This is a genomic window from Pseudomonas sp. M2, assembly GCF_015751845.1.
Taxonomy (GTDB): Bacteria; Pseudomonadota; Gammaproteobacteria; order Pseudomonadales; family Pseudomonadaceae; genus Aquipseudomonas; species Aquipseudomonas putida_E.
The window spans coordinates 1,758,834-1,782,015 of record NZ_JADOUD010000001.1 but is presented as its reverse complement, the minus strand read 5'-3'; the positions used below and the strand labels follow the sequence as shown (position 1 = coordinate 1,782,015).

At 62.6% G+C, this 23,182-nt stretch carries 21 protein-coding genes and 1 riboswitch; of the genes, 5 read left to right on the top strand and 16 right to left on the bottom strand.

Annotation, left to right across the window (positions count from 1 at the left end; genetic code table 11):
• Nucleotides 1–73: 73 nt before the first annotated feature.
• From dxs to IWW33_RS08315, 7 genes are all read right to left on the bottom strand, one after another.
• A complete protein-coding gene (dxs, locus tag IWW33_RS08345) occupies nucleotides 74–1,969 on the bottom strand; it encodes a 1-deoxy-D-xylulose-5-phosphate synthase (RefSeq protein ID WP_119688196.1) in 1,896 nt (631 codons plus the stop codon).
• 111 nt (nucleotides 1,970–2,080) lie between these two features.
• Nucleotides 2,081–2,968, bottom strand: coding sequence for a (2E,6E)-farnesyl diphosphate synthase (ispA, locus tag IWW33_RS08340; RefSeq protein WP_115273474.1), 888 nt, complete (start codon nucleotides 2,966–2,968; stop codon nucleotides 2,081–2,083).
• Nucleotides 2,965–3,207, bottom strand: coding sequence for an exodeoxyribonuclease VII small subunit (locus IWW33_RS08335; RefSeq protein WP_008092375.1), 243 nt, complete (start codon nucleotides 3,205–3,207; stop codon nucleotides 2,965–2,967). Before IWW33_RS08335 ends, ispA begins: the two co-directional genes overlap by 4 nt.
• Nucleotides 3,208–3,384: 177 nt before the next feature.
• Nucleotides 3,385–4,035: a 3,4-dihydroxy-2-butanone-4-phosphate synthase gene (gene ribB, locus IWW33_RS08330; RefSeq protein WP_115273475.1), complete on the bottom strand. Its 651-nt coding sequence runs from the start codon at nucleotides 4,033–4,035 to the stop codon at nucleotides 3,385–3,387.
• 80 nt (nucleotides 4,036–4,115) lie between these two features.
• A riboswitch (FMN riboswitch) is annotated at nucleotides 4,116–4,257 on the bottom strand.
• Between the two features lie 92 nt (nucleotides 4,258–4,349).
• Nucleotides 4,350–5,240, bottom strand: a complete 891-nt coding sequence (locus tag IWW33_RS08325) for an alpha/beta hydrolase (RefSeq protein WP_174140989.1) — start codon at nucleotides 5,238–5,240, stop codon at nucleotides 4,350–4,352.
• Between the two features lie 82 nt (nucleotides 5,241–5,322).
• Complete coding sequence (locus tag IWW33_RS08320; protein WP_174140988.1) at nucleotides 5,323–6,669, bottom strand: sensor histidine kinase; 1,347 nt, start codon at nucleotides 6,667–6,669, stop codon at nucleotides 5,323–5,325.
• Nucleotides 6,669–7,361, bottom strand: a complete 693-nt coding sequence (locus IWW33_RS08315; protein WP_125923499.1) for a response regulator transcription factor — start codon at nucleotides 7,359–7,361, stop codon at nucleotides 6,669–6,671. The genes IWW33_RS08320 and IWW33_RS08315 overlap by 1 nt, the downstream gene beginning before the upstream one ends.
• A gap of 193 nt (nucleotides 7,362–7,554) precedes the next feature.
• Between IWW33_RS08315 and IWW33_RS08310 the strand changes: the two genes are divergently transcribed.
• The 4 genes from IWW33_RS08310 to IWW33_RS08290 all read left to right on the top strand — a co-directional run bounded on the left by IWW33_RS08310 (nucleotide 7,555) and on the right by IWW33_RS08290 (nucleotide 11,534).
• Nucleotides 7,555–9,729, top strand: a complete 2,175-nt coding sequence (locus tag IWW33_RS08310) for a TonB-dependent siderophore receptor (RefSeq protein ID WP_174140987.1) — start codon at nucleotides 7,555–7,557, stop codon at nucleotides 9,727–9,729.
• 344 nt (nucleotides 9,730–10,073) lie between these two features.
• On the top strand, nucleotides 10,074–10,316 hold the full coding sequence (locus tag IWW33_RS08305) for a hypothetical protein (RefSeq protein ID WP_115273483.1): 243 nt from the start codon (nucleotides 10,074–10,076) through the stop codon (nucleotides 10,314–10,316).
• Nucleotides 10,317–10,905: 589 nt separating this feature from the next.
• Nucleotides 10,906–11,148, top strand: a complete 243-nt coding sequence (locus IWW33_RS08295) for a hypothetical protein (protein WP_115273483.1) — start codon at nucleotides 10,906–10,908, stop codon at nucleotides 11,146–11,148.
• A gap of 122 nt (nucleotides 11,149–11,270) precedes the next feature.
• Complete coding sequence (locus tag IWW33_RS08290; protein WP_046785111.1) at nucleotides 11,271–11,534, top strand: DUF3077 domain-containing protein; 264 nt, start codon at nucleotides 11,271–11,273, stop codon at nucleotides 11,532–11,534.
• A 238-nt stretch (nucleotides 11,535–11,772) separates the two neighbouring features.
• On the opposite strand, the gene IWW33_RS08285 is transcribed toward IWW33_RS08290, so the two are convergent.
• The 9 genes from IWW33_RS08285 to IWW33_RS08245 form a co-directional block, all read right to left on the bottom strand.
• Complete coding sequence (locus IWW33_RS08285; protein ID WP_174140986.1) at nucleotides 11,773–12,474, bottom strand: XRE family transcriptional regulator; 702 nt, start codon at nucleotides 12,472–12,474, stop codon at nucleotides 11,773–11,775.
• A gap of 169 nt (nucleotides 12,475–12,643) precedes the next feature.
• Nucleotides 12,644–13,171 (bottom strand): inorganic diphosphatase, encoded by a 528-nt coding sequence (ppa, locus tag IWW33_RS08280; RefSeq protein WP_003255365.1) that lies wholly within the window; start codon nucleotides 13,169–13,171, stop codon nucleotides 12,644–12,646.
• Nucleotides 13,172–13,264: 93 nt separating this feature from the next.
• Nucleotides 13,265–14,080 carry a M90 family metallopeptidase gene (locus tag IWW33_RS08275; protein ID WP_174140985.1) on the bottom strand — a complete coding sequence of 272 codons (816 nt, stop codon included), beginning with the start codon at nucleotides 14,078–14,080 and terminating at the stop codon, nucleotides 13,265–13,267.
• Nucleotides 14,081–14,088: 8 nt separating this feature from the next.
• On the bottom strand, nucleotides 14,089–14,736 hold the full coding sequence (locus IWW33_RS08270) for a DedA family protein (RefSeq protein WP_012312530.1): 648 nt from the start codon (nucleotides 14,734–14,736) through the stop codon (nucleotides 14,089–14,091).
• 191 nt (nucleotides 14,737–14,927) lie between these two features.
• Nucleotides 14,928–15,386 carry a GNAT family N-acetyltransferase gene (locus tag IWW33_RS08265; RefSeq protein WP_012312531.1) on the bottom strand — a complete coding sequence of 153 codons (459 nt, stop codon included), beginning with the start codon at nucleotides 15,384–15,386 and terminating at the stop codon, nucleotides 14,928–14,930.
• Nucleotides 15,387–15,493: 107 nt separating this feature from the next.
• Nucleotides 15,494–16,312, bottom strand: coding sequence for an ethanolamine ammonia-lyase subunit EutC (eutC, locus tag IWW33_RS08260; RefSeq protein WP_115273486.1), 819 nt, complete (start codon nucleotides 16,310–16,312; stop codon nucleotides 15,494–15,496).
• An 8-nt stretch (nucleotides 16,313–16,320) separates the two neighbouring features.
• Entirely contained in the window at nucleotides 16,321–17,715 is a 1,395-nt protein-coding gene (locus tag IWW33_RS08255) for an ethanolamine ammonia-lyase subunit EutB (RefSeq protein WP_174140984.1), read from the bottom strand.
• A gap of 48 nt (nucleotides 17,716–17,763) precedes the next feature.
• Nucleotides 17,764–19,212, bottom strand: coding sequence for an ethanolamine permease (gene eat, locus IWW33_RS08250; RefSeq protein WP_039604782.1), 1,449 nt, complete (start codon nucleotides 19,210–19,212; stop codon nucleotides 17,764–17,766).
• A 168-nt stretch (nucleotides 19,213–19,380) separates the two neighbouring features.
• Nucleotides 19,381–20,901 carry an aldehyde dehydrogenase family protein gene (locus IWW33_RS08245; protein ID WP_046785116.1) on the bottom strand — a complete coding sequence of 507 codons (1,521 nt, stop codon included), beginning with the start codon at nucleotides 20,899–20,901 and terminating at the stop codon, nucleotides 19,381–19,383.
• Nucleotides 20,902–21,157: 256 nt separating this feature from the next.
• Between IWW33_RS08245 and IWW33_RS08240 the strand changes: the two genes are divergently transcribed.
• Entirely contained in the window at nucleotides 21,158–23,143 is a 1,986-nt protein-coding gene (locus tag IWW33_RS08240) for a sigma-54-dependent Fis family transcriptional regulator (RefSeq protein WP_115273487.1), read from the top strand.
• The last annotated feature ends 39 nt before the right edge of the window (nucleotides 23,144–23,182 follow it).

The following is a 23,182-nucleotide window of genomic DNA, read 5'->3' as shown; positions in this document are numbered from 1 at the left end:
GCTCCTACAGGATTCCGCGGTCCTGTGTAGGAGCGGCCTTGTGTCGCGATGGGCCGCAAGGCGGCCCCAGGGATTACAGGCCGAGCCTGGCCATGCGGGCCTTCACCGAAGCTTCGATGCCGGCCGCATCCAGCCCACATTCAGCCAGCATCTGCGCAGGCTTGGCGTGCTCGACATAGATATCCGGCAGGCCCAGGTGCAGCAGCGGCTTGATCACGGCCTGGCTGGCCAAAAACTCACCCACCGCAGCCCCCGCACCGCCCATGATGGCGTTCTCTTCGAGGGTCACCAGCAGCTCATGACTGCCTGCCAGCTCCAGCACCAGTGCCTCGTCCAGCGGCTTGACGAAACGCATGTCGACCACGGTGGCGTTGATTTTCTCGGCAACCTGCAGGGCTTCGGCCAACTGCACGCCAAACACCAGCAAAGCGACCTTTTCGCCCTGACGACGGATGACGCCCTTGCCGATTTCCAGCGGTTCCAGGTCACCACTGATCGGCGCGTTGGGGCCGGTGCCGCGTGGGTAGCGCACCGCTGCCGGGCCGTTGTACAGGTGGCCGGTGCTGAGCATCTTGCGCAGTTCGTTCTCGTCGCTGGGCGTCATCACCAGCATGCCCGGGATGCAGCGCAGGTACGACAGGTCGTAGCTGCCCGCGTGGGTCGGGCCGTCTTCGCCGACCAGGCCTGCCCGGTCAATGGCGAACAGGACGTCGAGGTTCTGTACCGCCACGTCGTGGATCAGCTGGTCGTAGGCGCGCTGCAGGAAGGTCGAGTAGATCGCGACCACCGGCTTGCTGCCTTCGCAGGCCATGCCCGCCGCCAGCGTCACGGCATGCTGCTCGGCGATGGCCACATCGAAGTAGCGCTCGGGGTAACGCTCACTGAAGGCAACCAGGTCGGAGCCTTCCTTCATTGCCGGGGTGATGCCCACCAGGCGGTTGTCGGCAGCGGCCATGTCGCACAGCCACTGGCCGAATACCGCAGAGTACTTCGGCCCGCTGGCCTTCTTCGGCGCGGCCGGCTTGTCGGCAGGCTCGAGTTTGGTGATGGCGTGGTAGCCGATCGGGTCGATCTCGGCCGGCGCGAAGCCTTTACCCTTCTTGGTCACCACGTGCAGGAACTGCGGGCCTTTGAGGTCACGCATGTTGCGCAGGGTGGCGATCATGGTCGGCAGGTCGTGGCCATCGATCGGACCGATGTAGTTCCAGCCCAGCTCTTCGAACAGGGTGCCGGGTACCAGCATGCCCTTGGCGTATTCCTCGGTGCGGCGGGCAATCTCCCAGGCACCTGGCAGGCGCGACAGCACCTTCTTGCTGCCCTCGCGCATGCTTGCGTAGGTGCGGCTGGAAAGAATCTTGGCCAGGTAATTGGACAGCCCGCCAACGTTGCGCGAGATCGACATGTCGTTGTCGTTGAGAATGACCAGCATGTCGGCGTTGACTTCCTGGGCGTGGTTCAACGCCTCGAACGCCATACCGGCTGTCAGGGCACCGTCACCGATCACTGCAATCGACTTGCGCGCGCTGTTCTGCAGGCGGGCGGCAATGGCCATGCCCAGTGCGGCGCTGATCGAGGTGCTGGAGTGGCCGACGCCAAAGGTGTCGTACTCACTCTCGCTGCGGCGCGGGAAGGCGGCGATCCCGTCCTTCTGGCGCAGGCTCAGCATGCGGTTGCGCCGGCCGGTGAGGATCTTGTGCGGGTAGGCTTGATGGCCGACGTCCCACACCAGCCGGTCGTCCGGGGTGTCGAAGACGTAGTGCAGGGCGATCGTCAGTTCGATCACGCCCAGGCCGGCGCCAAAATGCCCACCGGTCTGACCCACGGTGTAGAGCAGCTCCTGGCGCAGCTCGTCGGCCAGGTGCTCAAGGTCGGCTTCGGCCAGCCGGCGCAGGCCGGCAGGCGTGTCAGCGCGGTCGAGCAGCGGCGTGACCGGGCGTTCGCGGGGGATCTCTTGAAACGTCGTGGGCATCAGGCGAGTCGTTATAGATGTTAAGACGCGGCAGTTTACCCCATTGTGGGAAAAGTGCCCATTCGACCAGAGGTTGCAGCCCCCTGTGTGCGGGTTTGGAACCAGTGCTTCTTAATGGCGGCGTTCGACGATGTAGCGCGCCAACGCCCGCAGAGGTTCTGCGTTTTCACCAAACCCTTCAAGTGCGACCAGCGCCTGGTCGCGCAGTTCGATCGCATAGGCCTTGGCCGCTTCCAGGCCAAGCAGGGCCGGGTAGGTCGGTTTGTCACGGGCGATGTCGGCACCCTGGCGCTTGCCGAGGGTGGCGGTGTCGCTTTCCACGTCGAGGATGTCGTCCTGCACCTGGAATGCCAGGCCAATGGCCTGTGCATAAGTCTGCAGGGCGTCCAGCTGCGCCTGCTCGGCGCGGCCGCTGGCCAGGGCGCCAAGGCGCACGCTGGCTTCGATCAGCGCGCCGGTCTTGTGCCTGTGCATGAATTCCAGGGCCTGCTGGTCCAGCTTCACGCCGACCGAGCCAAGGTCGATGGCCTGGCCTCCGACCATGCCGGCAGGGCCTGCAGCTTTGGCCAGGGCCTGGACCATGGCCAGGCGGATGGCGTCGGGCTGCGGGCTCAGCCGGGGGTCGAGCAGGGCGCTGAAGGCCAGGCTCTGCAGGCCGTCGCCTGCGAGGATCGCACAGGCTTCGTCGAAGGCTTTATGGGTGGTCGGCTGGCCACGGCGCAGGTCGTCATCGTCCATGGCCGGCAGGTCGTCATGCACCAGCGAATAAGCATGGATCAGCTCCACCGCGCAGGCGGCGCCGTTGGCCTGCTCGGCCGGTGCGCCCAGCGCTTGGCAAGCCGCATAGGCGAGCAGCGGGCGCACGCGCTTGCCGCCGTTCATCACGCTGTAGCGCATCGCGGTGTACAGCCGCTCAAGCTCCTTGGTGGGGGCGATGAACAGGGGTTCAAGAGCCGCATCGACGCGCGCCTGGCTGCTGGCCTGGTAGGCGCCGATCATGCCTCTGGCTCCGCATCGAAGGGCTGAGCGGCGAGCTCGCCGTCGCGTTCCAGCAGTATCTGTACTTTTTGCTCGGCCTGGGCCAGGGCGCCCTGGCAATCGCGGGTCAGGGCGATACCTTGCTCGAAGGCGGCCAGCGAGTCTTCCAGCGACAACTCGCCGTTCTCCAGGCGTTCGACCAGGGCTTGCAGGTCGGCGAGGGATTGCTCGAAATCGATGGAGGCTTTTTTGCGGGCCATGGCGACGGGTCTCGGTGGCTGTTCAGAACGGCGCGACACTAGCAGAGCGGGGCGGGGGGAGCAAACTTGAGGGTGGTTTTTCCGGCCCACAGGTACAGCACAATACCAGAAGGCTGTGCTGAACCTGTTGGAGCCGGCTTGCCGGCGATTGGGCCGCAAAGCGGCCCCGTCGATCAATCAGGCTGGCACAGCTTCCAGCTCCACCATTGCCTCGCGGCAGCGTGCCAGCTCGGCAATGGTCAGCACCGGCAGATTGTACTGGCGGGCATACACCGCCACCTGCTCGCCGCGGGCCATGCTGCCGTCGGGGTTCATCAGCTCGCACAGCACCGCTGCCGGGCGCAGGCCTGCCAGGCGAGCCAGGTCCACCGAGCCTTCGGTATGGCCGCGACGGGTCAGCACCCCACCATCACGCGCCCGCAGCGGGAACACGTGGCCGGGGCTGACGATATGCCGTTGCTGCGCCGTCGAGCGCAGCGCTGCTTCGATGGTGGTGATGCGGTCCTGGGCGCTAACGCCGGTGCTCACACCTTCTGCCGCTTCGATGGTCACGGTGAAGCCGGTGCCATGACGCGCCTGGTTGTTCGCCACCATCGGTGCCAGTTGCAGGGCGTCGACGGTGGCTTCGTCCAGGCACAGGCAGACGATGCCGCTGCAATCGCGAATCATCATGGCCATGGTCTGCAACGACAGGTTTTCGGCGGCGGCAACGATATCCGCTTCGTCCTCGCGGTCGTCATCGTCGAGCAGCAGCACGGGGCGGCCTGCCTGGAAGGCGGCGATGGCAGCGGACACATTGGGGAATTGCTGGTGATGCTTGGGGGACATGAAACGCTCCTCGTGAATGATCGATGAACGTCTCGGGGCGAACAAAATGCGCGCGCAAAGGCGCCCGAATGGCCCTTGCCTGACGCCTTCTTTCATCCGGACTATGACCGTCGGCTCTGGAGTCGCACCAGATCTGCTGACCCCCGGCATGGCCGGGGCGCTCGCGGGCTCATCTTTCGATTTACCGCCGGTGGGGACTTTCACCCCGCCCTGAAGACCGGGCAAGCATACCGCACAGTGCCACCCTGCTGACAAGCCGATGATCTGCGACCTTTGGCGTATCAGGGGTGACAGGCCTGATGGAACGCGCAGGTCTAGCGAGACATATCCTCAATTACTTCTTGCAATGAAGCTGGCAGCATCGGCCCATGCCCCACCCCCTCGAACCGCTCGAAACGCACCTGCAACCCCGGCACCTTGGCCAGGTAAGCCGCCAGCTCGCGCGTCGGCCGCTCTACATCGCCTTGCACCGGTGCGCGCGGGCTCGTCGGTTCGTCGCCACCGCGCATGAGCAACAGCGTCGGTCGGTTATTGCCCAAGCGCTGCTGTAGCCCCTGCGCTTGCCGAACGATAGCTCCATCGTGCCACCACAACGACGGGCTGGCCGCCGCATAGTCGCTGAACGCTCCAGGCCGAGTGAACAACGCGTGCAACACCGCCAAGCCGCCATAGGAATGCCCCCACAGCGTCTGCCGCTGCGGGTCGATGGGCGCCACACCGGCTACCATCGGCCGCATGCGCTCGGTAAGCAAGTCCAGGAATGCATCCACGCCACCGCTGGGCAGGTGGGTCAGCGGATCGCGTTGTTCTGCAAGCCCGGCAATTGCCGGTGTGTAGTCGTAGGTACGCCCGGTTCGCTCGATGCGCTGCTCGGTCTGATACCCAACCGCCACCAGCAGTGGTGCCTGGCCCGCTGCGAGTTTGCCCAGTTGCGCACTGTCCAAAGCACCGAGAGCGGCATTGCCGTCGAGCATCCACAACACCGGATAACCTGCGGCGGGCGCCGGGCGGTTTGGCTTGCCGACCCACAAGCGGTAATGGCGCTGGCCATCGGCCGAGTCCAGATCGAGGTGGCTGAAACGATAGGCCAGGTCCTGGCGCTGCAGCAGTGAAGTGTCCATCTTCTGCTCGCGTTGCGGCTGCGCCAGGGCAAGCGGGGTCGCAAGGGCCAACGCCAATGCCAGGGACAGGGTGATCTTGCTCATCAGGCGCCTCATCGATGCTTTGCAAGGAGCGCAAGGCGGGAGAGCCCAGATGATAATCAGTCCTGATTGAGCGTAAAGCGTATTAACTTTCTAAACATTCCTGGGCAACAGGCAGCAACAGGTGCAGGCAAAGGCCGGGATGACCATTGCTGGCCCACAGCCGGCCGCCTTGCAGTTCGACCGCGCGGCGGGCGATGGCCAGCCCCAGGCCGAAACCTGCGCCGCTGTCGGGCAAGCGCTGGTAGGGCTTGAAGATGCGTTCGAGTTCAGCGTGAGGCACGCCGGGGCCCTGGTCACTCAGGCGCAAATGCCAGTGGTCGCCCTCACGCCAGCCATCGAGGCTGACCCGGCCATCGGCAGGCGAATGGCGGATGGCATTGCGCATGAGGTTTTCCAGCGCCTGGGCCAGGCTGTCCAGATGGGCCTGCACCACGCATTCGATGCCGAGCGAGCAGGGCAGCCGTGCACGGTCCCAGCCGCTCTCGAAGCAGGCGTCCTGGCATAACGCTTCCCACACGGACACCATCAGCACCGGTTCGGTGCGTAACTGCGGCTGCTCGGTGTCCATCCAGGCGAGGTCCAGCGTGTCCTCGAGCAGCTTCTGCATGTCATTGACCTCGTGGCCCAGGCGCTCGCGCAACTGGGCGGGGGGCAAATCACTGTCATGGGCGATGCGCAGCCGCGCCAGGGGCGTGCGCAGTTCGTGAGACAAAGTACGCAGCAGCAGGCGTTGCTGCTCCAGGCTTTGGCGCAGGCGCCCGGCCATGTGTTCGAAGGCCTGCGCCAGTTCGCCCAATTCATCGCGGCGATCCTGCAGGGGCAGGCCAGGGCCGTCCAGGTCGTCCGCGCGCAAAGCATCAGCGCGGTCGCGCAGGCGGTTGAGCGGTACCACCAGGTGCCGGTAGATCGCCAGGCCAAGTAACAGCGCCAGCAGTGTGGGTGCAACGCCGTGAGTGATGAGGTGGGTCCAGGGGGTCAGGCCGGTGGGTAGCAGGCGCTCGGGCAGCTGCAACACCAGCCGGCCCTGTTCTGGATGCTGCGGGAACTCGATGCTGACGTAGGGCAGTTCATCCTGCAGGCGCCGGCTCATCGGCCAGTCGAGTTTGCGCATGAAGGTCAGGCGGCTGGCCTCGTCGACATTCAGCGGCGCGGTGCCGAGGCTTTGCAGGTGCGGCCCGATCAATGCCGCCCAGGTGTTCTCGGCGTGCTGCAGTTTTCTGCGAAAGGCTTCGGCGCCGGCCGCACCGCCTTGCTGCCAGGCCTGTTCAGCCTGCTGCGCATAGCGCGCCAGATAATCCTGGTCGGCCTGGGACAGAAAATAAGTGCTGCGCTCCACCGACAGGCCCCAGGTCCAGATCAGCCAGGTCATCAGCAGGCAGAAGCTGACTTGCAGTGCGGCCAGTTTCCACAGCAGGGGATGGCGGCGCATCACAGGTGTTCCGTGTCGACCAGGATGTACCCTTGGCCACGTACTGCCTGTATCTGCACATGCTGGGCACCGATATCGGCCAGCTTGCGGCGCAGGTTGCACACATGCACGTCCAGCCCACGGTCCAGGCGGGTGTAGGCGCGGTGCAATACGGTCTGGTAGAGGAATGCTTTGCTCAAGGCCTCACCGGGGTGGGCGCTCAAGGTGGCCAGCAAGCGAAACTCAGAGGCAGTGAGGCCGGCAGCCTTGCCGTGGTGAATGACATCCTGATGGTCCTGGTCGAGCATTACCTTGCCGGTTTCGCTTGGTGCCGCCGGCCTGCGGTCAAAGGCCACCCGGCGCATCAGAGCATCGACCCGCGCGTCCAGTTCCGCCAGGCTGAAGGGCTTGGGCAGGTAATCGTCCGCCCCGCGGGTAAAGCCACTGATGCGGTCCTGCTCGGCCCCCAGCGCCGACATCAGTATCACCGGAACTGCCTGCTGGCGGCGCAACTCGTCGAGCAGGCTGAGGCCGTCCAGGCCTGGCAGCATGATGTCCAGCAACACCAGATCGAAGCCATTGTGTTGCACCGCGTTCAACGCCTGAGGGCCGGTGGCGCAGGCGTTGACCACAAAGCCCCGGTTGAGGAAGTGGCGCTGGAGGTCCTCACGCAGGCGTGGGTCATCTTCGACGAGCAGGAGTGAGGTTGGCATTGGCAGTCTTGAATGAGAATTCGTATCAGTTGGCGATCATCCCATTGCAGGCAGGGGAAGGGCAATCGCCCCGTGCCGGGCCTAAGTGTTAAGAAGGTTAATCCTGCTGCACCCCTAGTTTTCGTCCGGTATCGTTCGCAAAAAGCAACGTGTTTCGTTTGCGATTAAATATCATTTGGGCGGAAGGTGTGTCATGAGCGGTTTCAAAGGTGTGGGAAGCCCCCGACGGGTGCGGGGCTGGCTGATGCTGGGGTTGTTGACGCCGTTTTCTTTGTCGGCACTGGCCGAAACGGTCGCCAGTGAGGTTGCTGCGGACAGCTCGCTCGACCTGCCGGCGCTGACCATCGAAGGCAACCGCCTGTACGACATGCTGCCTTCGGAAGAAACCGGCGGTTACAGCGTCGACGCTGCCACGGTGGGCACCAAGACCCCAGCGTCGCTCAAGGAAATACCGCAGTCGGTCACCGTTTACACCCAGGACTACCTCAAAGACCGCCAGTTCGTGCACCTGGACGACCTGGCCAAGTACACTGCGGGCCTGCGCACCCTGACCAACGACAGCGGGCGGTCGTCGATCTATGCCCGTGGTTACGAGTACAGCGAGTTCAACATCGATGGCCTGCCGGCGCCCATGGCCAGTATTTTTGGCACCGTGCCGTCGCTGGCGGCATTCGACCGTGTGGAGATCATGCGCGGCCCGGCGGGGTTGTTCAGCAGCACCAGCGAGCTGGGCGGTATCGTCAACATGGTGCGCAAGCGCCCAACCGCCGATTTCCAGGGCCACGTCGAAGCCAGCTACGGCACCTGGGACACCAACCACGAAGAAATCGACCTGAGTGGGCCGCTGGATGATGCAGGCCGGGTGCGCGGGCGATTCGTTGCATCGCGGGACGACACCAATGGTGAAGTGGACTACAACGCCAATACCAGCAACAGCTACTACGGCGCGCTGGACATCGACCTTGATGACGACACCCAGCTATCGTTCGGCCTGATCCACGAAGTGAAGAACATCACCCCGCACAACGGCTACCCGGCAACGCTGTCTGGTGAGGTCCCGGATTTCAGCCATTCGAAGTTCCTTGGCGCTGACTGGAACTACTTCGACGGCAAGACCACCGACCTGGTTGCCGAGTTGACGCACCGCTTTGACAACGGTGGTTATGGCCGTATCGCCGCCCGTGGCTCGCACCGCGACACCAACTACCTCTATGCCTTCACTGCGACCAATGCCACCACCGGTGCCAACTCCGAGCGCGCCAGCGCCCGAGACTTCACCCAGGATACCTATTCGCTGGATGCCAGCTACAGCCAGCCGTTCGAAACCTTCGGCCAGGTCAGCGAATTCGTGGTGGGTACCGACTACAAGAACTACGACACCGAGTACCTCAACGGCACCACCAACCTGGGGGCCATCAACGTCAACAGCTACTCGCCGACCCAGTTCGCCAAGCCGTCACCGAACTACAGCACCGAAACCGGTATGCAGGAGGAAGAGTACGGCCTGTACTCCAAGGTCACCTTGCGCCCGGTCGAGCGTTTGGCGCTGATTGCTGGTGGCCGCTTCAGCTGGTATCGCGGTGATTTCTACACCACTACCCTGAGCACTGCTTCGACTGTCGATGACAACAAACGCGTGGATGGACGGTTCACACCGTACGGTGGCGTGGTCTACGACCTGACCGAAAACCATGCGCTGTATGCCAGCTATTCGCAGGTATTCAAGCCGCAGTCAGATACCGACAGCAATGGCCGCGTACTCAAACCGCGTGAAGGCGAGCAGTATGAGTTTGGCCTCAAGAGCAGTTACTTTGGCGGCGACCTCAATACGCGTGTCTCGGTATTCCGTTTGACCGACGAGAACCGCGCCAGCACCGAATATGATGAAGATGGCGTAGACACCGGTTTCTCCGTGGCATCGGGCAAGACCCGCGTGAAGGGCGCCGAGGTGGAAGTCAGCGGCAAGCTGACGCCGAACTGGGAGCTGCTGGCGGGCTACACCTGGATGGAAACCGAAACCCTCGACGGTGATGCCGAAACCACCTTCTTCATCATGCCGCGCAACCAGGCGTCGCTGTGGAGCAAGTACACCATCAGCCAAGGGCCTTTGACCGGGCTGGCCATTGGTGGCGGCGTCTCGGCGATGAGCAACTTCCATTCCGAGAGCGGCGGCGTGCGCATCGATGCACCGGGTTATGCCACGGTGGATGCGATGCTGTCGTACCCGGTCACCTCGAAGCTGACGGCCACCTTCAACGTCAACAACCTGTTCGACCGCGATTACCTGTCGCGGGTGGGGTCGACTTCGACGTTCAACTTCTATGGGCCTTCGCGCAGCATGATGGTTGGTGCACGTTACGATTTCTGACGTATTTCCCAGGAAATATTCAGATTTTTACCGTTGCTTGTAGTCCATTTCTGAAATAGCTTGCTACCGCCTTTTCGGCATTGTGCTGCTTTTCTCTGCGGCCTAGTCTGGGCCCGTCGTTGCCAAATCAGCGACCGGGCCTGCAAGCCCGCACAGAAAACGCATGCTTATCACCGAAAGCCAATGGTTTGCCATTGAGCACGCTTGACGGTGGCTGCGTACGGGAGGTTTTCGAACCTGCCGGTTTTCGTTCTCTGTCCGGTCTTGCAGACCCGTACGTGGCCGCCACCCATCACACTGCAAGTCATGAGTGCGGCTCTAGTGAATCCACAGAGGGCTACGCCATGCTTAAAATTGTCCCCGACCCACCCCATGATAATCATTCCCTTGAAGACACCCTGATCCAGGCCGCGGACTATGCGCTGTGCGCCACGACCGTGGTGCACCAGGCACTGCTGCTGCACCCCAAGTCCCCGGTATCGATCTTGATGATGACCTCGCTGCATGAAATGGAGGCGCTACGGGTTTTGCTCGAATCGGCGCTGATCCAGGTGCAGATGCCCACAGGCCCTCGGACCTTGCATTAAGGCTTAAATGATCTGCCGCCTGAGCCGGCCCACAGGGCTCAGCAGCGCTGCGGGCATTGTAGGAGCCGGCTTGCCGGCGATGAGGCCAGGCCGGGCAGCGGAAATTTCAAGGAGGCCTCGACGCTGACGGCCACCTTCAACGTGAACAACCTGTTCGACCGCGATTACCTGTCGCGGGTGGGGTGGATTTCGACGTTCAACTTCTATGGGCCTTCGCGCAGCATGATGGTTGGTGCACGTTACGATTTCTGACGTATTTCCCAGGAAATATTCAGATTTTTACCGTTGCTTGTAGTCCATTTCTGAAATAGCTTGCTACCGCCTTTTCGGCATTGTGCTGCTTTTCTCTGCGGCCTAGTCTGGCCCCGTCGTTGCCAAATCAGCGACCGGGCCTGCAAGCCCGCAGACGAATCCCAGCGCTATCCTAGGTGCCTAGTGTCGGCAGCTTCGGCCAATGGTGGCTGCGTGCTGGAGATCTTCGGATCTGCCGGTTCTCGTCTGTCCGGTCTTGCAGACCTGCACGTAGCCGCCACCCATCAAATGCAAGTGATGTCGTGGTGGTCCATCAGGACGCAGACGAGATTACATCATGCTTAAAATTGTCCCCGACCCACCCCATGATAATCATTCCCTTGAAGACACCCTGATCCAGGCCGCGGACTATGCGCTGTGCGCCACGACTGTGGTGCACCAGGCGCTGCTGCTGCACCCCAAATCCCCGGTATCGATCTTGATGATGACCTCGCTGCATGAAATGGAGGCGCTACGGGTTTTGCTCGAATCGGCGCTGATCCAGGTGCAGATGCCCACAGGCCCTCGGACCTTGCATTAAGGCTTAAATGATCTGCCGCCTGAGCCGGCCCACAGGGTTCAGCAGCGCTGCGGGCATTGTAGGAGCCGGCTTGCCGGCGATGAGGCCAGGCCGGGCAGCGGAAATTTCAAGGAGTTTGAGCAATGACCACTCACACGACCAAATTCACTGTCGGCAAGACCACCTTCTTCCAGGGTGAAGACCACAGCCACCCACTGTTCCGCATCGAAGCCGGCATTCCATGCCAGGATGCCCGGGAGCAAGCGTCGGAGTTGATGGGGTATGTGCGGGAACTGACCATAATTGGCCTGATGGATGAGAAACCCATGATGATATGGGCTTCGCATTACCTCAGTGCCATGGCCAAGGCGCTGATGGATGATGCCGAGTTGGGCATGATGCATTAACAGCAGGCATTAAAAAGCCGGCTTGTGGCCGGCTTCTCGGGGACGCTTCCGGCTAATTTATGGTAAGCCGCAACCGCCTTAACTGTGTGGCCATCAAGGGCCTGAAAGAGATGGCGAACGTTCGTGTGAAACGTTGCCGAGCCCTCTGGACTGCGGCTTGCGCCGGTCGGGGCTGAATGTGGCGCGTAGCATACAAGGGCCTGCACAGGATGCCCAGCAAAAAATGGCACAGGGTGTTTCATTCGGGGCGTTGCTGGCAAAAATGCGACCAGTGGAATACCCAGCCGAGTATCTTCAAGTGCTGTGCCTGGCGTTGGGCAGGGGTGAAGCGTTCCACGGTGTAGTTGCGCCGGTCATGGCTGTGCAGGCACAGGGTGCCGTTGTGGCCGAGGCTGAGGCTGTTCACCCTGAGGGTGCCATTGTGCAGCAGGGCATAGGTTTCACCGTCCTTGACCCGGGTCTGGCTGACGTCAATGGCCAGTATCGCGTCGCGTGGCATCCACGGCGCCATGTTTTGGCTTGGCATGGCCAGGCAGACGACATTTTCTGTTGCCACGCCTAAGGCCTGCAGCGCTTCAACCGGGAGTTGCAGGTATTTGCCGTCGAGAGTTACCAGCTTGCCGTCGTGCACTTGCTGAAACGGCACTTGCAAGAGCCGGGTGGCCCGGGTCGATAGCGAGGTGGGCGAATTGTCCGAGGCGGGCGGCAGGGTGCAGGTGCGCAGGATCGAGCTGGGGTGTTTGGGGCCTTCGCCGCTGCGTAGCCAGCGGCGGTGTACGCAAAACAGGTCGGCCAGTTCGTCCAGGCGAGCCAGGGGAACGCCGCGTTTGAACCAGTTGTTGACGTGCTGGGGCGTCACACCGCGCTGGGCGGCGAAGTCGGAAGGGGTCAGGCCACACTCGTGGAGGAGGGCCTTGAGGCGGTCACCGGAGGTTTTCATGCAGCCGAGTGTAGCGGCGGGGTGCCAGTAGGGATATGAACCGGGTGTTGACGTGATGTGTACGAAAAACGCCTAACGGTAGGACGCTGGATTAGGACTGCGTAGGATTTTTTACCATTACAGCGCGCACAAAAAAGCCCCGCCGAGGCGGGGCTTGGTGCAACCGGTATCAGCCCTTGTAGGCAGCGACCGATTTGGTGATCGCGGCGCGGGCGGCGTCGGCGCCTTCCCAGCCTTCGATCTTGACCCACTTGCCCTTCTCGAGATCTTTGTAGTTCGCGAAGAAGTGTTCGATCTGCTGGATCAGCAGTGCTGGCAGGTCGGTGTATTCCTTCACGTCAACGTACAGCTGCGACAGCTTGTCGTGCGGAACAGCGATGACCTTGGCGTCGCCGCCGCCGTCGTCGGTCATGTTCAGAACGCCGACCGGGCGGGCGCGGATGACCGAACCTGGGGCGACCGGGTAAGGCGTAACCACCAGCACGTCCAGCGGATCACCGTCGTCGGCCAGGGTGTTCGGGATGAAGCCGTAGTTGGCCGGGTAGAACATCGGGGTAGCCATGAAGCGGTCGACGAACAGGGTATCGCTGTCCTTGTCGATTTCGTACTTGATCGGCGCGTGGTTGGCCGGGATCTCGATGGCGACGTAGATGTCGTTCGGCAGGTCTTTGCCAGCCGGAATCTTGCTGTAGCTCATTGGGCAGTGCCCCCGTGTTTGATCAAAAAAGTGGCGGCGATTATAGGCACATTCGGCCTGGGCATGCCACGCCCGACCTGATGCGCGGGCGCATCAGACGTGGCTTTCGCGGTAGTCAGGGTGTTCGGCCTGCAACCGCGTCAGGCGCGCCAGAGGGTCCTGGCGGTAGAACAGTGACAGTTGCCGGTACACCTGTGGATAAGCCTGCTGCAAGAGGTCGGGCGCGCTGAAGAAGTACTCGCTGGTGACGGCAAAGAATTCTGCCGGGTTTTCGGCCGCATAAGGGTCGATGGCCGTTTGCGTTTCAGGGTCGGCGTCCAGCTGGCGGTTGAGGTCGTCATACGCCTGCTGCATGGCCGTGGCCCAGTCTTCAACCTGCATGTCACTGTGCAGCGGTGGCAGGCCATTGGCATCGCCATTAAGCATGTCGAGCTTGTGTGCCAGCTCGTGGATCACCAGGTTGTAGGCTTCCCAGCCGCCGCTGGCCAGTACTCCGGCCCAGGCCATGATCACCGGGCCTTGCTGCCACGCCTCGCCGCTGTGTTCTCCATCCCAGACATGCTCCACGCCACTGGCGTCGCGATGGCGCTGGGGGCTCTTGAAGTCGTCCGGGTAGAGGATGATCTCGTGAAAGCCCTGGTACCAGTTGAGGTCCCCAAGGTGCAACAGCGGTAGCTGGGCCTGGGCGGCGAGGAACAGGCGTTGCTGATCATTCAGCTCGACGCCGGGCAAGGTTGTCAGGTGTTTGTCGAGCAGGAACAGGATGCAGGCATCACGTAGCCGACGGTCTTCGTCGTCGCTGATGCCATCGAGGATTGGCAGGCGTTCACGGATCGCCTGCCATTGCTGCGGATCGACCGGGTAGCGCGCCAGCGTGCGCTTGCGCCGCCAGGCGCTGAAGGACCACATGGCGTTTGTCAGTGTGCCTTGGCGGTGCGGCCCAGGCGGCCGCGCAGCAGGCCCAGGACCATGGGTACCAGCGACAGGAAGATGATGCCGACCACCATCAGCGAAAGGTGCTGCTTGATGAACGGCACGTTGCCGAAGAAGTAGCCGAGGGTCACCAGGCCGCCGACCCACAACAGCGAGCCTGCAACGCTGAAGGCCAGGAAGCGTGGGTAATGCATGTGGGCGATGCCAGCGACGAACGGCGCGAAGGTGCGCAGGATCGGCAGGAAGCGCGCCAGGGTCACGGTTTTGCCACCATGGCGTTCATAGAATTCATGGGTGCGCTGCAGGTAGTCGCGACGGAAAATTTTCGAATCGGGTTTGTTGAACAGCCGTTCACCTGCCGTTCGCCCGATCACGTAATTGGTGCTGTCACCCATGATTGCCGCAGCCATCAGCAGGCCGGCCAGCAGCACCGGGTCCATGCCGCCACCTGCGGCCACGGCGCCGGCGATGAACAGCAGTGAATCACCCGGCAGGAAGGGCATTACCACCAAGCCGGTCTCGCAGAAAATCACGGTGAAGAGGATGGCGTAGATCCAGGGGCCGTAGTTGGTGACCAGCAGATCAAGGTAGGCATCGAGATGCAGGATGAGGTCCAGCGGGTTGAAATCCATGTACAGCACCTGTGTTCTTGACCCGCAGCTACGGGCGAGCGGACTTGCGGTAGGGTAAATTTTCAGACATGCCAAGAGCAGGCATTATACGGCCAAGTCGCGAGGATGCCCGGAGAGTTTGTAGCGGGGGGTTACTGAGGGTGCCGGTACCGGCCCGATCGCCGGCCAGCCGACGGTCGGGCCAGTACTGATCAGTCCTGGCTGATCGGCAAGATGTAGCTTTCGAACTCGGTATCTTTGCGAAAACCGATGGACTCATAGGTCCTCTGCGCCACCTCGTTGTTGGCGCTGGTCGAAACCCGCATGCGCACGGCCTGGGTGTCCTTGGCCATCTTCTTGGCTTCACGGATCAGGTGGTCAGCCACCAGCATGCGCCGTGAGTCTTCGGCCACATAGATGTCATTGAGAATCCACACCCGCTTGAGCGACAGCGACGAGAAGCTCGGGTACAGCTGGCAGAAGCCCAGCAGTTTGGCGTCGTCATCGTCCGGCAGTGCCAGGTAGATGACCGACTCGTCGCGCTTGAGGCGCGTTTCCAGGAATTTGCGCGAGCTGTCCGGGTAGGGCAGTTGCCCATAGAACTCGCGGTATCGGACGAACAGCGGGGTGAGCAGGTCGAGGTGTTCCAGGGTTGCCTTGATGATGCGCATGTGCGGCCCTCAGAGTCCATTTGGGAAACAGCGGAATGCCAGCAGCTTTCAATCGCATGCTGCCCAATGCCGGCCAGAAGCGCAATCCGCCGTCCGTGACATGTTCTTTACCCTTCACCGAGTAGGAAATTGCCCTTTTGATTAGAGGTGTTTTCACTGTCGATGGTATGGACCTCCGCTTCGTCCTTGAGGTTCACGCCAGACAGCTGTCGGCGACAGGCCTCGCGCATCAGGTATAGCAGGCGATGCGCGGCCATGCCGTAGCTCAGGCCTTCCAGGCGCACGTTGGAGATGCAGTTGCGGTAAGCGTCGGTCAGGCCCACCTTCGGCGCGTAGGTGAAGTACAAGCCCAGGCTGTCGGGTGAACTGAGCCCGGGGCGCTCGCCGATCAGCATCACGGTCATCCGCGCCCCCAGCAGTTGGCCCACTTCGTCGGCCACGGCTACCCGGCCTTGCTCCACCAGCACCACCGGTGCGCTGGTCCAGCCATCGGCGGCGGCCTGCTCCTCGAAACGGGCCAGGAACGGCAAGGTATGGCGATGCACGGCCAGGGCCGAGAGGCCGTCGGCCACCACGATGGCAAGGTCGCAGCCGCCAGGGTTGGTCTGGGCGTGCTGGCGCAACTGTTCCACCGAGCGATCGTTCAGGCGCCGGCCCAGGTCCGGGCGTTGCAGGTACTGGTTGCGGTCGCTGGCGGCGCTGTGCAGTACCAGGCTGTCACGCCCGCGTTCCTTCAATTGTTCGCTCAGTGCCGTGTGGTCGAATGCCAGGTGCACGGCATCGCGGGCCTGGGCGTGGGCGAACTGGAAGTCCAGCTGGGCGCTGGTTGGCAGGCTGATGCCGCTGCGGCCAAGGGCGATACGCGCCGGCGTCAGGTTGCGCAGGGCCAGCCAAGGATTTTCGGGGGTGGGTATCTGACGGTCCATGGTCACCTCTATGCCAGCTGTGCCAAGGCCTGGCGGAACGCCGGCGGCAGGTTGTCGCCGAAGCGTACCCGGCCATCGGCCTGGGTGAATATACCGGTGCGCTGCAACCAAGCCTCGAACTCAGGCCCGGGTTTGAGGCCCAGTGTCTGGCGCGCATAAAGCGCGTCATGGAACGAGGTAGTCTGGTAGTTGAGCATGATGTCGTCGGAGCCGGGGATGCCCATGATGAAGTTGATCCCGGCCACACCCAGCAGGGTCAGTAGGGTGTCCATGTCGTCCTGATCGGCCTCGGCGTGGTTGGTGTAGCAGATGTCGCACCCCATCGGCACGCCCAGCAGCTTGCCGCAGAAGTGGTCCTCAAGGCCGGCACGGATGATCTGCTTGCCGTTGTACAGGTACTCGGGGCCGATGAAGCCGACCACGGTGTTGACCAGAAACGGCTTGAAATGGCGGGCCACGGCATAGGCGCGAGTTTCGCAGGTTTGCTGGTCGACGCCGTGGTGAGCGTTGGCCGACAGGGCGCTGCCCTGGCCGGTTTCGAAATACATGAGGTTCTGCCCCAGCGTGCCGCGCTTGAGCGACAACCCGGCCTCGTAACCTTCCTGCAGCACGTTGAGGTTGATGCCAAAGCCGGCGTTGGCCGCCTCGGTGCCGGCAATCGACTGGAACACCAGGTCCAGCGGCACGCCGCGGTTGATTGCCTCGATCGAGGTGGTGACGTGGGTCAGTACACAGGCCTGGGTGGGAATGTCATAGCGCTGGATGATGGCGTCGAGCATTTCCAGCATGGCGCAGATCGAGGCGATGCTGTCGGTGGCAGGGTTGATGCCGATCATGGCGTCGCCGTTACCGTACAGCAGGCCATCGAGAATGCTGGCGGCAATCCCGGCCGGCTCGTCGGTCGGGTGATTGGGCTGCAAGCGGGTCGACAGGCGCCCGCGCAAGCCCATGGTGCCGCGAAAACGGGTGACTACACGGATCTTCTGCGCCACCAGTACCAGGTCCTGTACGCGCATGACCTTCGATACAGCAGCGGCCATTTCCGGGGTCAGGCCAGGCGCCAGGGCGCGCATGCTGTCCTCGTCGGCTTCGTCACTGAGCAGCCAGTCACGCAGGCCGCCGACGGTGAGGTGGCTGACCGGGGCGAAGGCCTGGGCGTCGTGAGTGTCGATGATCAGGCGGGTAACTTCGTCCTGCTCGTACGGGATGAGCGCTTCGCTGAGGAAGTGGCTGAGCGGAATATTGGCCAGTGCCATCTGCGCCGCCACCCGTTCACCATCGTTGGCGGCAGCAACGCCAGCCAGGTAATCCCCGGAACGTGCGGGGCTGGCTTTGGCCATCACGTCCTTGAGGCTGTCGAAGCGGTAGACCAGGTGGCCTACCGTGTGTACGAAACTTGCCATACAGAATCTCCAGAGTGCCGCGGGCGTGCCCGCGGCAGGTGTCGGCAATCAGTGCAGGGCCTCTTCGGCCTTCTGGATCGCGGCGAATTCCTCTTCCGGTGTACCCGCAACCAAGTGGTGGCGGCTGTAGAACGCAAAGTAGGCAATCAGTACTGCATAGATCACTGCGGCGCCAATCACCACCCGTGGGTCGACCAAAAAGCCTGCGACCACGGCGATGCATGCCAGCACCAGGGCTACGCCCGAGGTGAAGATGCCACCAGGGGTGCGATAGGGGCGTTCCATCTTGGGCCGGCGGATGCGCAGGGTGATGTGCGCGGCCATCATCAGTACATAAGACAGCGTCGCACCGAACACTGCAACCAGGATCAGCAGGTCGCCCTGGCCGGTCAGTGACAGGCCGAAACCGATGATGCCAGGGATGATCAGGGCCAGTACCGGGGCCTTGCTCTTGTTGGTTTCGGACAGCTTGCGCGGCAGGTAGCCGGCGCGGGAAAGGGCGAAGATCTGCCGCGAATAGGCATAGATGATCGAGAAGAAGCTGGCAATCAGACCGGCCAGGCCAACCAGGTTGACGAAGCCGCCCATCCAGGTGGAGCCGCCATACGCCTTGGAAAGTGCTTCTACCAGTGGGTTGCCGGAGGCTTTGAGCGCTTCGGAGCCCGCACCACCCGGGCCTACCACGAGGATCAGCAGGGCAAACGCCAGCAACACCAGCATTGCGCCAATCAGGCCGCGTGGCAGGTCACGTTTCGGGTTCTTGGTTTCCTCGGCCGCCAGCGGCACGCCTTCTACCGCCAGGAAGAACCAGATCGCGTAGGGTATTGCCGCCCACACGCCAACATAACCGAACGGCAGGAAGCTGCTGGCGCCGACCGCGTCGGTCTGGGCGATGTCGAACAGGTTCGCCGCATCAAAATGGGGCACCATGCCCACAAGGAAGACAGCCAGGGCGATGGCGGCGACGGCGGTGATGATGAACATCAGCTTCAGGGCTTCACCGACCCCGAAGATGTGGATGCCGATAAAGACGATGTAGAACGCCAGGTAGATCATCCAGCCGCCAATGCCGAACAGGGACTGGCAGTAGGCACCGATGAACACCGCGATGGCTGCCGGAGCGATGGCGTACTCGATGAGGATCGCCGTGCCTGTCAGAAAGCCGCCCCACGGCCCGAAGGCGCTGCGGGCAAAGCCATAGCCGCCCCCGGCGGTAGGGATCATCGAGGACAGTTCGGCCAGCGAAAAGCACATGCACAGGTACATGGTGGCCATCAGCAGGGTGGCAAGGAACATGCCGCCCCAGCCACCTTGGGCGAGGCCGAAGTTCCAGCCGGCATAGTCGCCGGAGATCACGTAGGCGACGCCCAGGCCCACCAGCAGGACCCAGCCGGCGGCGCCTTTTTTCAGTTCACGTTGCTGGAAATAGTCCGAACCGACCTTTTCGAAATCGACGGAAGCGCCTGCCGGTGCGCCGGAGGATTGATCGCTTGGCATAGTTTCACCTGTTCTTTTTCTTGGTGGCCGGAAGGGTTCCGGCCGATGGTGATGGGTACTGCAGGAAGCGAGCCATGCAAGCTACAAGCCGCAAGCTACAAGCCTCAAGAAAAAGCAGGTTGGCGTTCTATCCGCTTTTTCTTGCAGCTTGCAGCTTGCCGCTGCCGCTTAGAAGAAGCCCAGCGGGTTGATGTCGTAGCTCACCAGCAGGTTCTTGGTCTGCTGATAATGGTCGAGCATCATCTTGTGGGTTTCACGGCCCACGCCGGACTTTTTGTACCCGCCGAACGCGGCGTGCGCCGGGTACAGGTGGTAACAGTTGGTCCATACGCGGCCAGCCTTGATGCCGCGGCCCATGCGGTAGGCGCGGTTGATGTCGCGGGTCCATACACCGGCGCCAAGGCCGAACTCGGTGTCGTTGGCGATGGCCAGTGCCTCGGCTTCGTCCTTGAAGGTGGTGACGCTGACCACCGGGCCGAAGATTTCTTCCTGGAACACGCGCATCTTGTTGTTGCCTTTGAGCAGCGTCGGCTGGATGTAGTAACCGGTCGCCAACGCGCCTTCCAGCTTCTCCACCTTGCCACCGGTCAGCAGTTCGGCGCCTTCATCCTGGGCGATCTGCAGGTACGACAGAATTTTTTCGAACTGCTGTTGCGAAGCCTGGGCGCCGACCATGGTGTCGGTGTCGAGCGGGTCGCCGCGCTTGATCTGCAGCACCTTCTTCATCACCACTTCCATGAACTGCGGGTAGATCGACTCTTGCACCAACGCCCGCGACGGGCAGGTGCATACCTCGCCTTGGTTGAAGAACGCCAGCACCATGCCTTCGGCAGCCTTGTCGATGAAGCTCGGCTCGGCCTGCATGATGTCTTCGAAGTAGACGTTGGGTGATTTGCCGCCCAGTTCGACGGTAGACGGGATGATGTTCTCGGCGGCGCATTTCATGATGTGCGAGCCGACCGGGGTAGAGCCGGTAAAGGCGATCTTGGCGATGCGCTTGCTGGTGGCCAGTGCTTCGCCGGCCTCGCGGCCATAGCCCTGGACTACGTTGAGCACGCCGGGCGGCAGCAGGTCGCCAATCAGCTCTACCAGCACGGTGATGCCCAGCGGGGTCTGCTCGGCCGGTTTGAGCACCACGCAGTTGCCAGCGGCCAGGGCCGGCGCCAGTTTCCAGGCGGCCATCAGGATCGGGAAGTTCCACGGGATGATCTGCCCGACCACGCCCAGTGGCTCATGGATGTGATAGGCCACGGTATTTTCGTTGATCTCGGCGGCACCGCCCTCTTGGGCGCGTATGCAGCCGGCGAAGTAGCGGAAGTGATCGACCGCCAGCGGGATGTCGGCGTTGAGGGTTTCGCGGACCGGCTTGCCGTTGTCCCAGGTTTCGGCGATGGCCAGCACTTCCAGGTTCTGCTCGATGCGGTCGGCGATCTTCAGCAGCACGTTGGAGCGGTCCTGCACCGAGGTGCGGCCCCAGGCATCGGCGGCTGCGTGGGCGGCGTCGAGCGCCTTGTCGATGTCTTCGGCAGTGGAGCGGGGGAATTCAGCGATCAGCTTGCCATTCACCGGGGAGGTGTTGTCGAAATACTGCCCCTTGACCGGAGCTACGAATTCACCACCGATGTAGTTGCCGTAGCGGCTCTTGAAGGAAACCTTCGCGCCTTCGGTACCGGGATGTGCATAACGCATGGTGTGTCTCCTGGTTAATTGTGTTTGTTGAGGAGTTGGAAAGCGTAGAGCAAAGGTTGGGCCAGCGTGGGGAGGGCCATTGGAATCAAGGGTTTGCGCAGTTTCTGGATGAGCCTGCAGAGGGGGTTGTCCCAGAAGTGGCACGGCCTGGGTGACACTTTGTACCGTTTGCGACACGCTTGATTGCGGTGCATTGCAAAGCCCGGGCGGGTGGAGGATGCTGGCAGGACGCTCTATCTGCGGAGAACAAAAACCAATGCAGAGCCACCACCTCAGTCGGCATGCCCAGCAAGTGCATACCGTTGCCCACGGCGAAGCCGGCGGTGCCGGTAGCGACCCGTCGATTGCCCGATCCTGGCTGCGATGCCTGGAGGACTATCATCTTGATCCCGAGGTGCTTGCGGCGCCGGTCGTGCTGGAACACGGCCGCCTGCTCGAAAGCCGTGAGCGCCTGAACCAGGTGCTGAAAATCGCCGACAATGAAATGAACAGCCTGCACCAGCAGCTATCAGGTGCCGGGCACGCGGTACTGCTGACCGATGCGCGCGGTGTCATCCTCAATTGTGTCACCGCACCCAGCGAACGGCGCATTTTCGAGCGTGCAGGGTTGTGGTTGGGCGCTGACTGGAGCGAGGCGCGCGAAGGCACCAACGGCATCGGCACCTGCCTGGTCGAGCGCCAGGCGCTGACCATCCATCAGAACGAACACTTTCGCGGGCGGCACACCGGGCTGACCTGTTCGGCCAGCCCTGTTTTCGACCCGCATGGCGAGCTGCTGGCAGTGCTCGATGTGTCATCGGCGAGGCCGGATGTCTCGCGTCAGAGCCAGTTTCATACCATGGCGCTGGTCAACCTTTCGGCAAAGATGATCGAGAGCTGTTACTTCCTGCGCCACTTCGAGCAGCAATGGTTGCTGCGCTTCCATCTGCAGGCCGAGTCGGTGGGGTTGTTCAGCGAAGGGCTGCTGGCGTTCGACGCCGATGGCCGTGTCTGCGCGGCCAACCAGAGCGCCCTCAACCTGTTGGGCACCGTCCGTGGCGGGGTACTGGGCAAGCCGCTGGAAATGTTTTTTGCCTGTAACCATGATGAGCTCTTCAGCCGCGCCATGCCCAATGGCAGCACGGCCTGGCCGCTGTATACGCGTGATGGTCGCCAGGTATTTGCCAGCTTGCGCGGGCAGGCGAAGGCACCGGTGTGGGCGGTGCCGGCGGGTTTGCCCGAAGCCCGGCCAGAGGCTGCCCCCGGCATTTGTCTGATGGACCCGGCGCTGCAGGGTGATTTCCGGCGTGCGCTGCGGGTGTTCGAGCGTGATGTGCCACTGCTGGTGTCGGGCGAGACCGGTTGTGGCAAGGAAGCCTTCGCCCAGGCAGTGCACCACGCTAGCCAGCGGCGCGGCAAGCCGTTCGTGGCAGTCAACTGCGCCTCGATTCCCGAAAGCCTGATAGAGAGCGAGTTGTTCGGTTACCGCGGCGGCAGTTTTACCGGGGCGCGCAAGGAAGGCATGCGCGGCAAGCTGCTGCAGGCCGATGGCGGCACATTGTTGCTCGACGAGATCGGTGACATGCCGCTGGCGCTGCAGACCCGTCTGCTACGGGTGCTGGAGGAACGTCAGGTGGTGCCGATCGGTGGTGAGCCGCAAGCGGTCGATGTGCGGATCGTCAGTGCTACCCACCGCGACCTGCTTGAGCGGGTGGAGCAGGGCACCTTCCGCGAGGACCTGTATTACCGGCTCAATGGCCTGGAAGTGACGATGCCGGCGGTGCGTGAGCGCAGTGACAAGGCTCAGTTGCTGGATTTCCTGTTGCGACAGGAGGCGCAAGGCCAGGCCATCGAAATCGAGCCAAGCGCCCGCCAGGCGCTGCTGGATTTTGCCTGGCCGGGCAATGTGCGCCAGATGCGCAACGTGCTGCGTACGTTGGTGGCATTGTGTGAGGATTGTCATGTCGCGTTTGCGGATCTGCCCGCAATCGTGCGCAACACTTCCAGCCCTGTAGGAGCGGCCTTGTGTCGCGAAAGGGCCGCCGAGCGGCCCCAGGATTTCGATAGCGCTGCCCAGTTTGCGGGGGCCGCTTCGCAGCCCTTTCGCGACACAAGGCCGCTCCTACAGGCGGAGGGCCAGGCCCTGTTATCCGTACTGGAGGCAAACCGCTGGCACCTGACCCGTGTCGCCGAGCACTTGGGTATCAGCCGCAATACCTTGTATCGCAAACTGCGCAAACACGGCATCGCCAGGGGCGTCTGAGCGAAACAGCGAGTGCGATTTCCCGCGCCCTGGGCTACC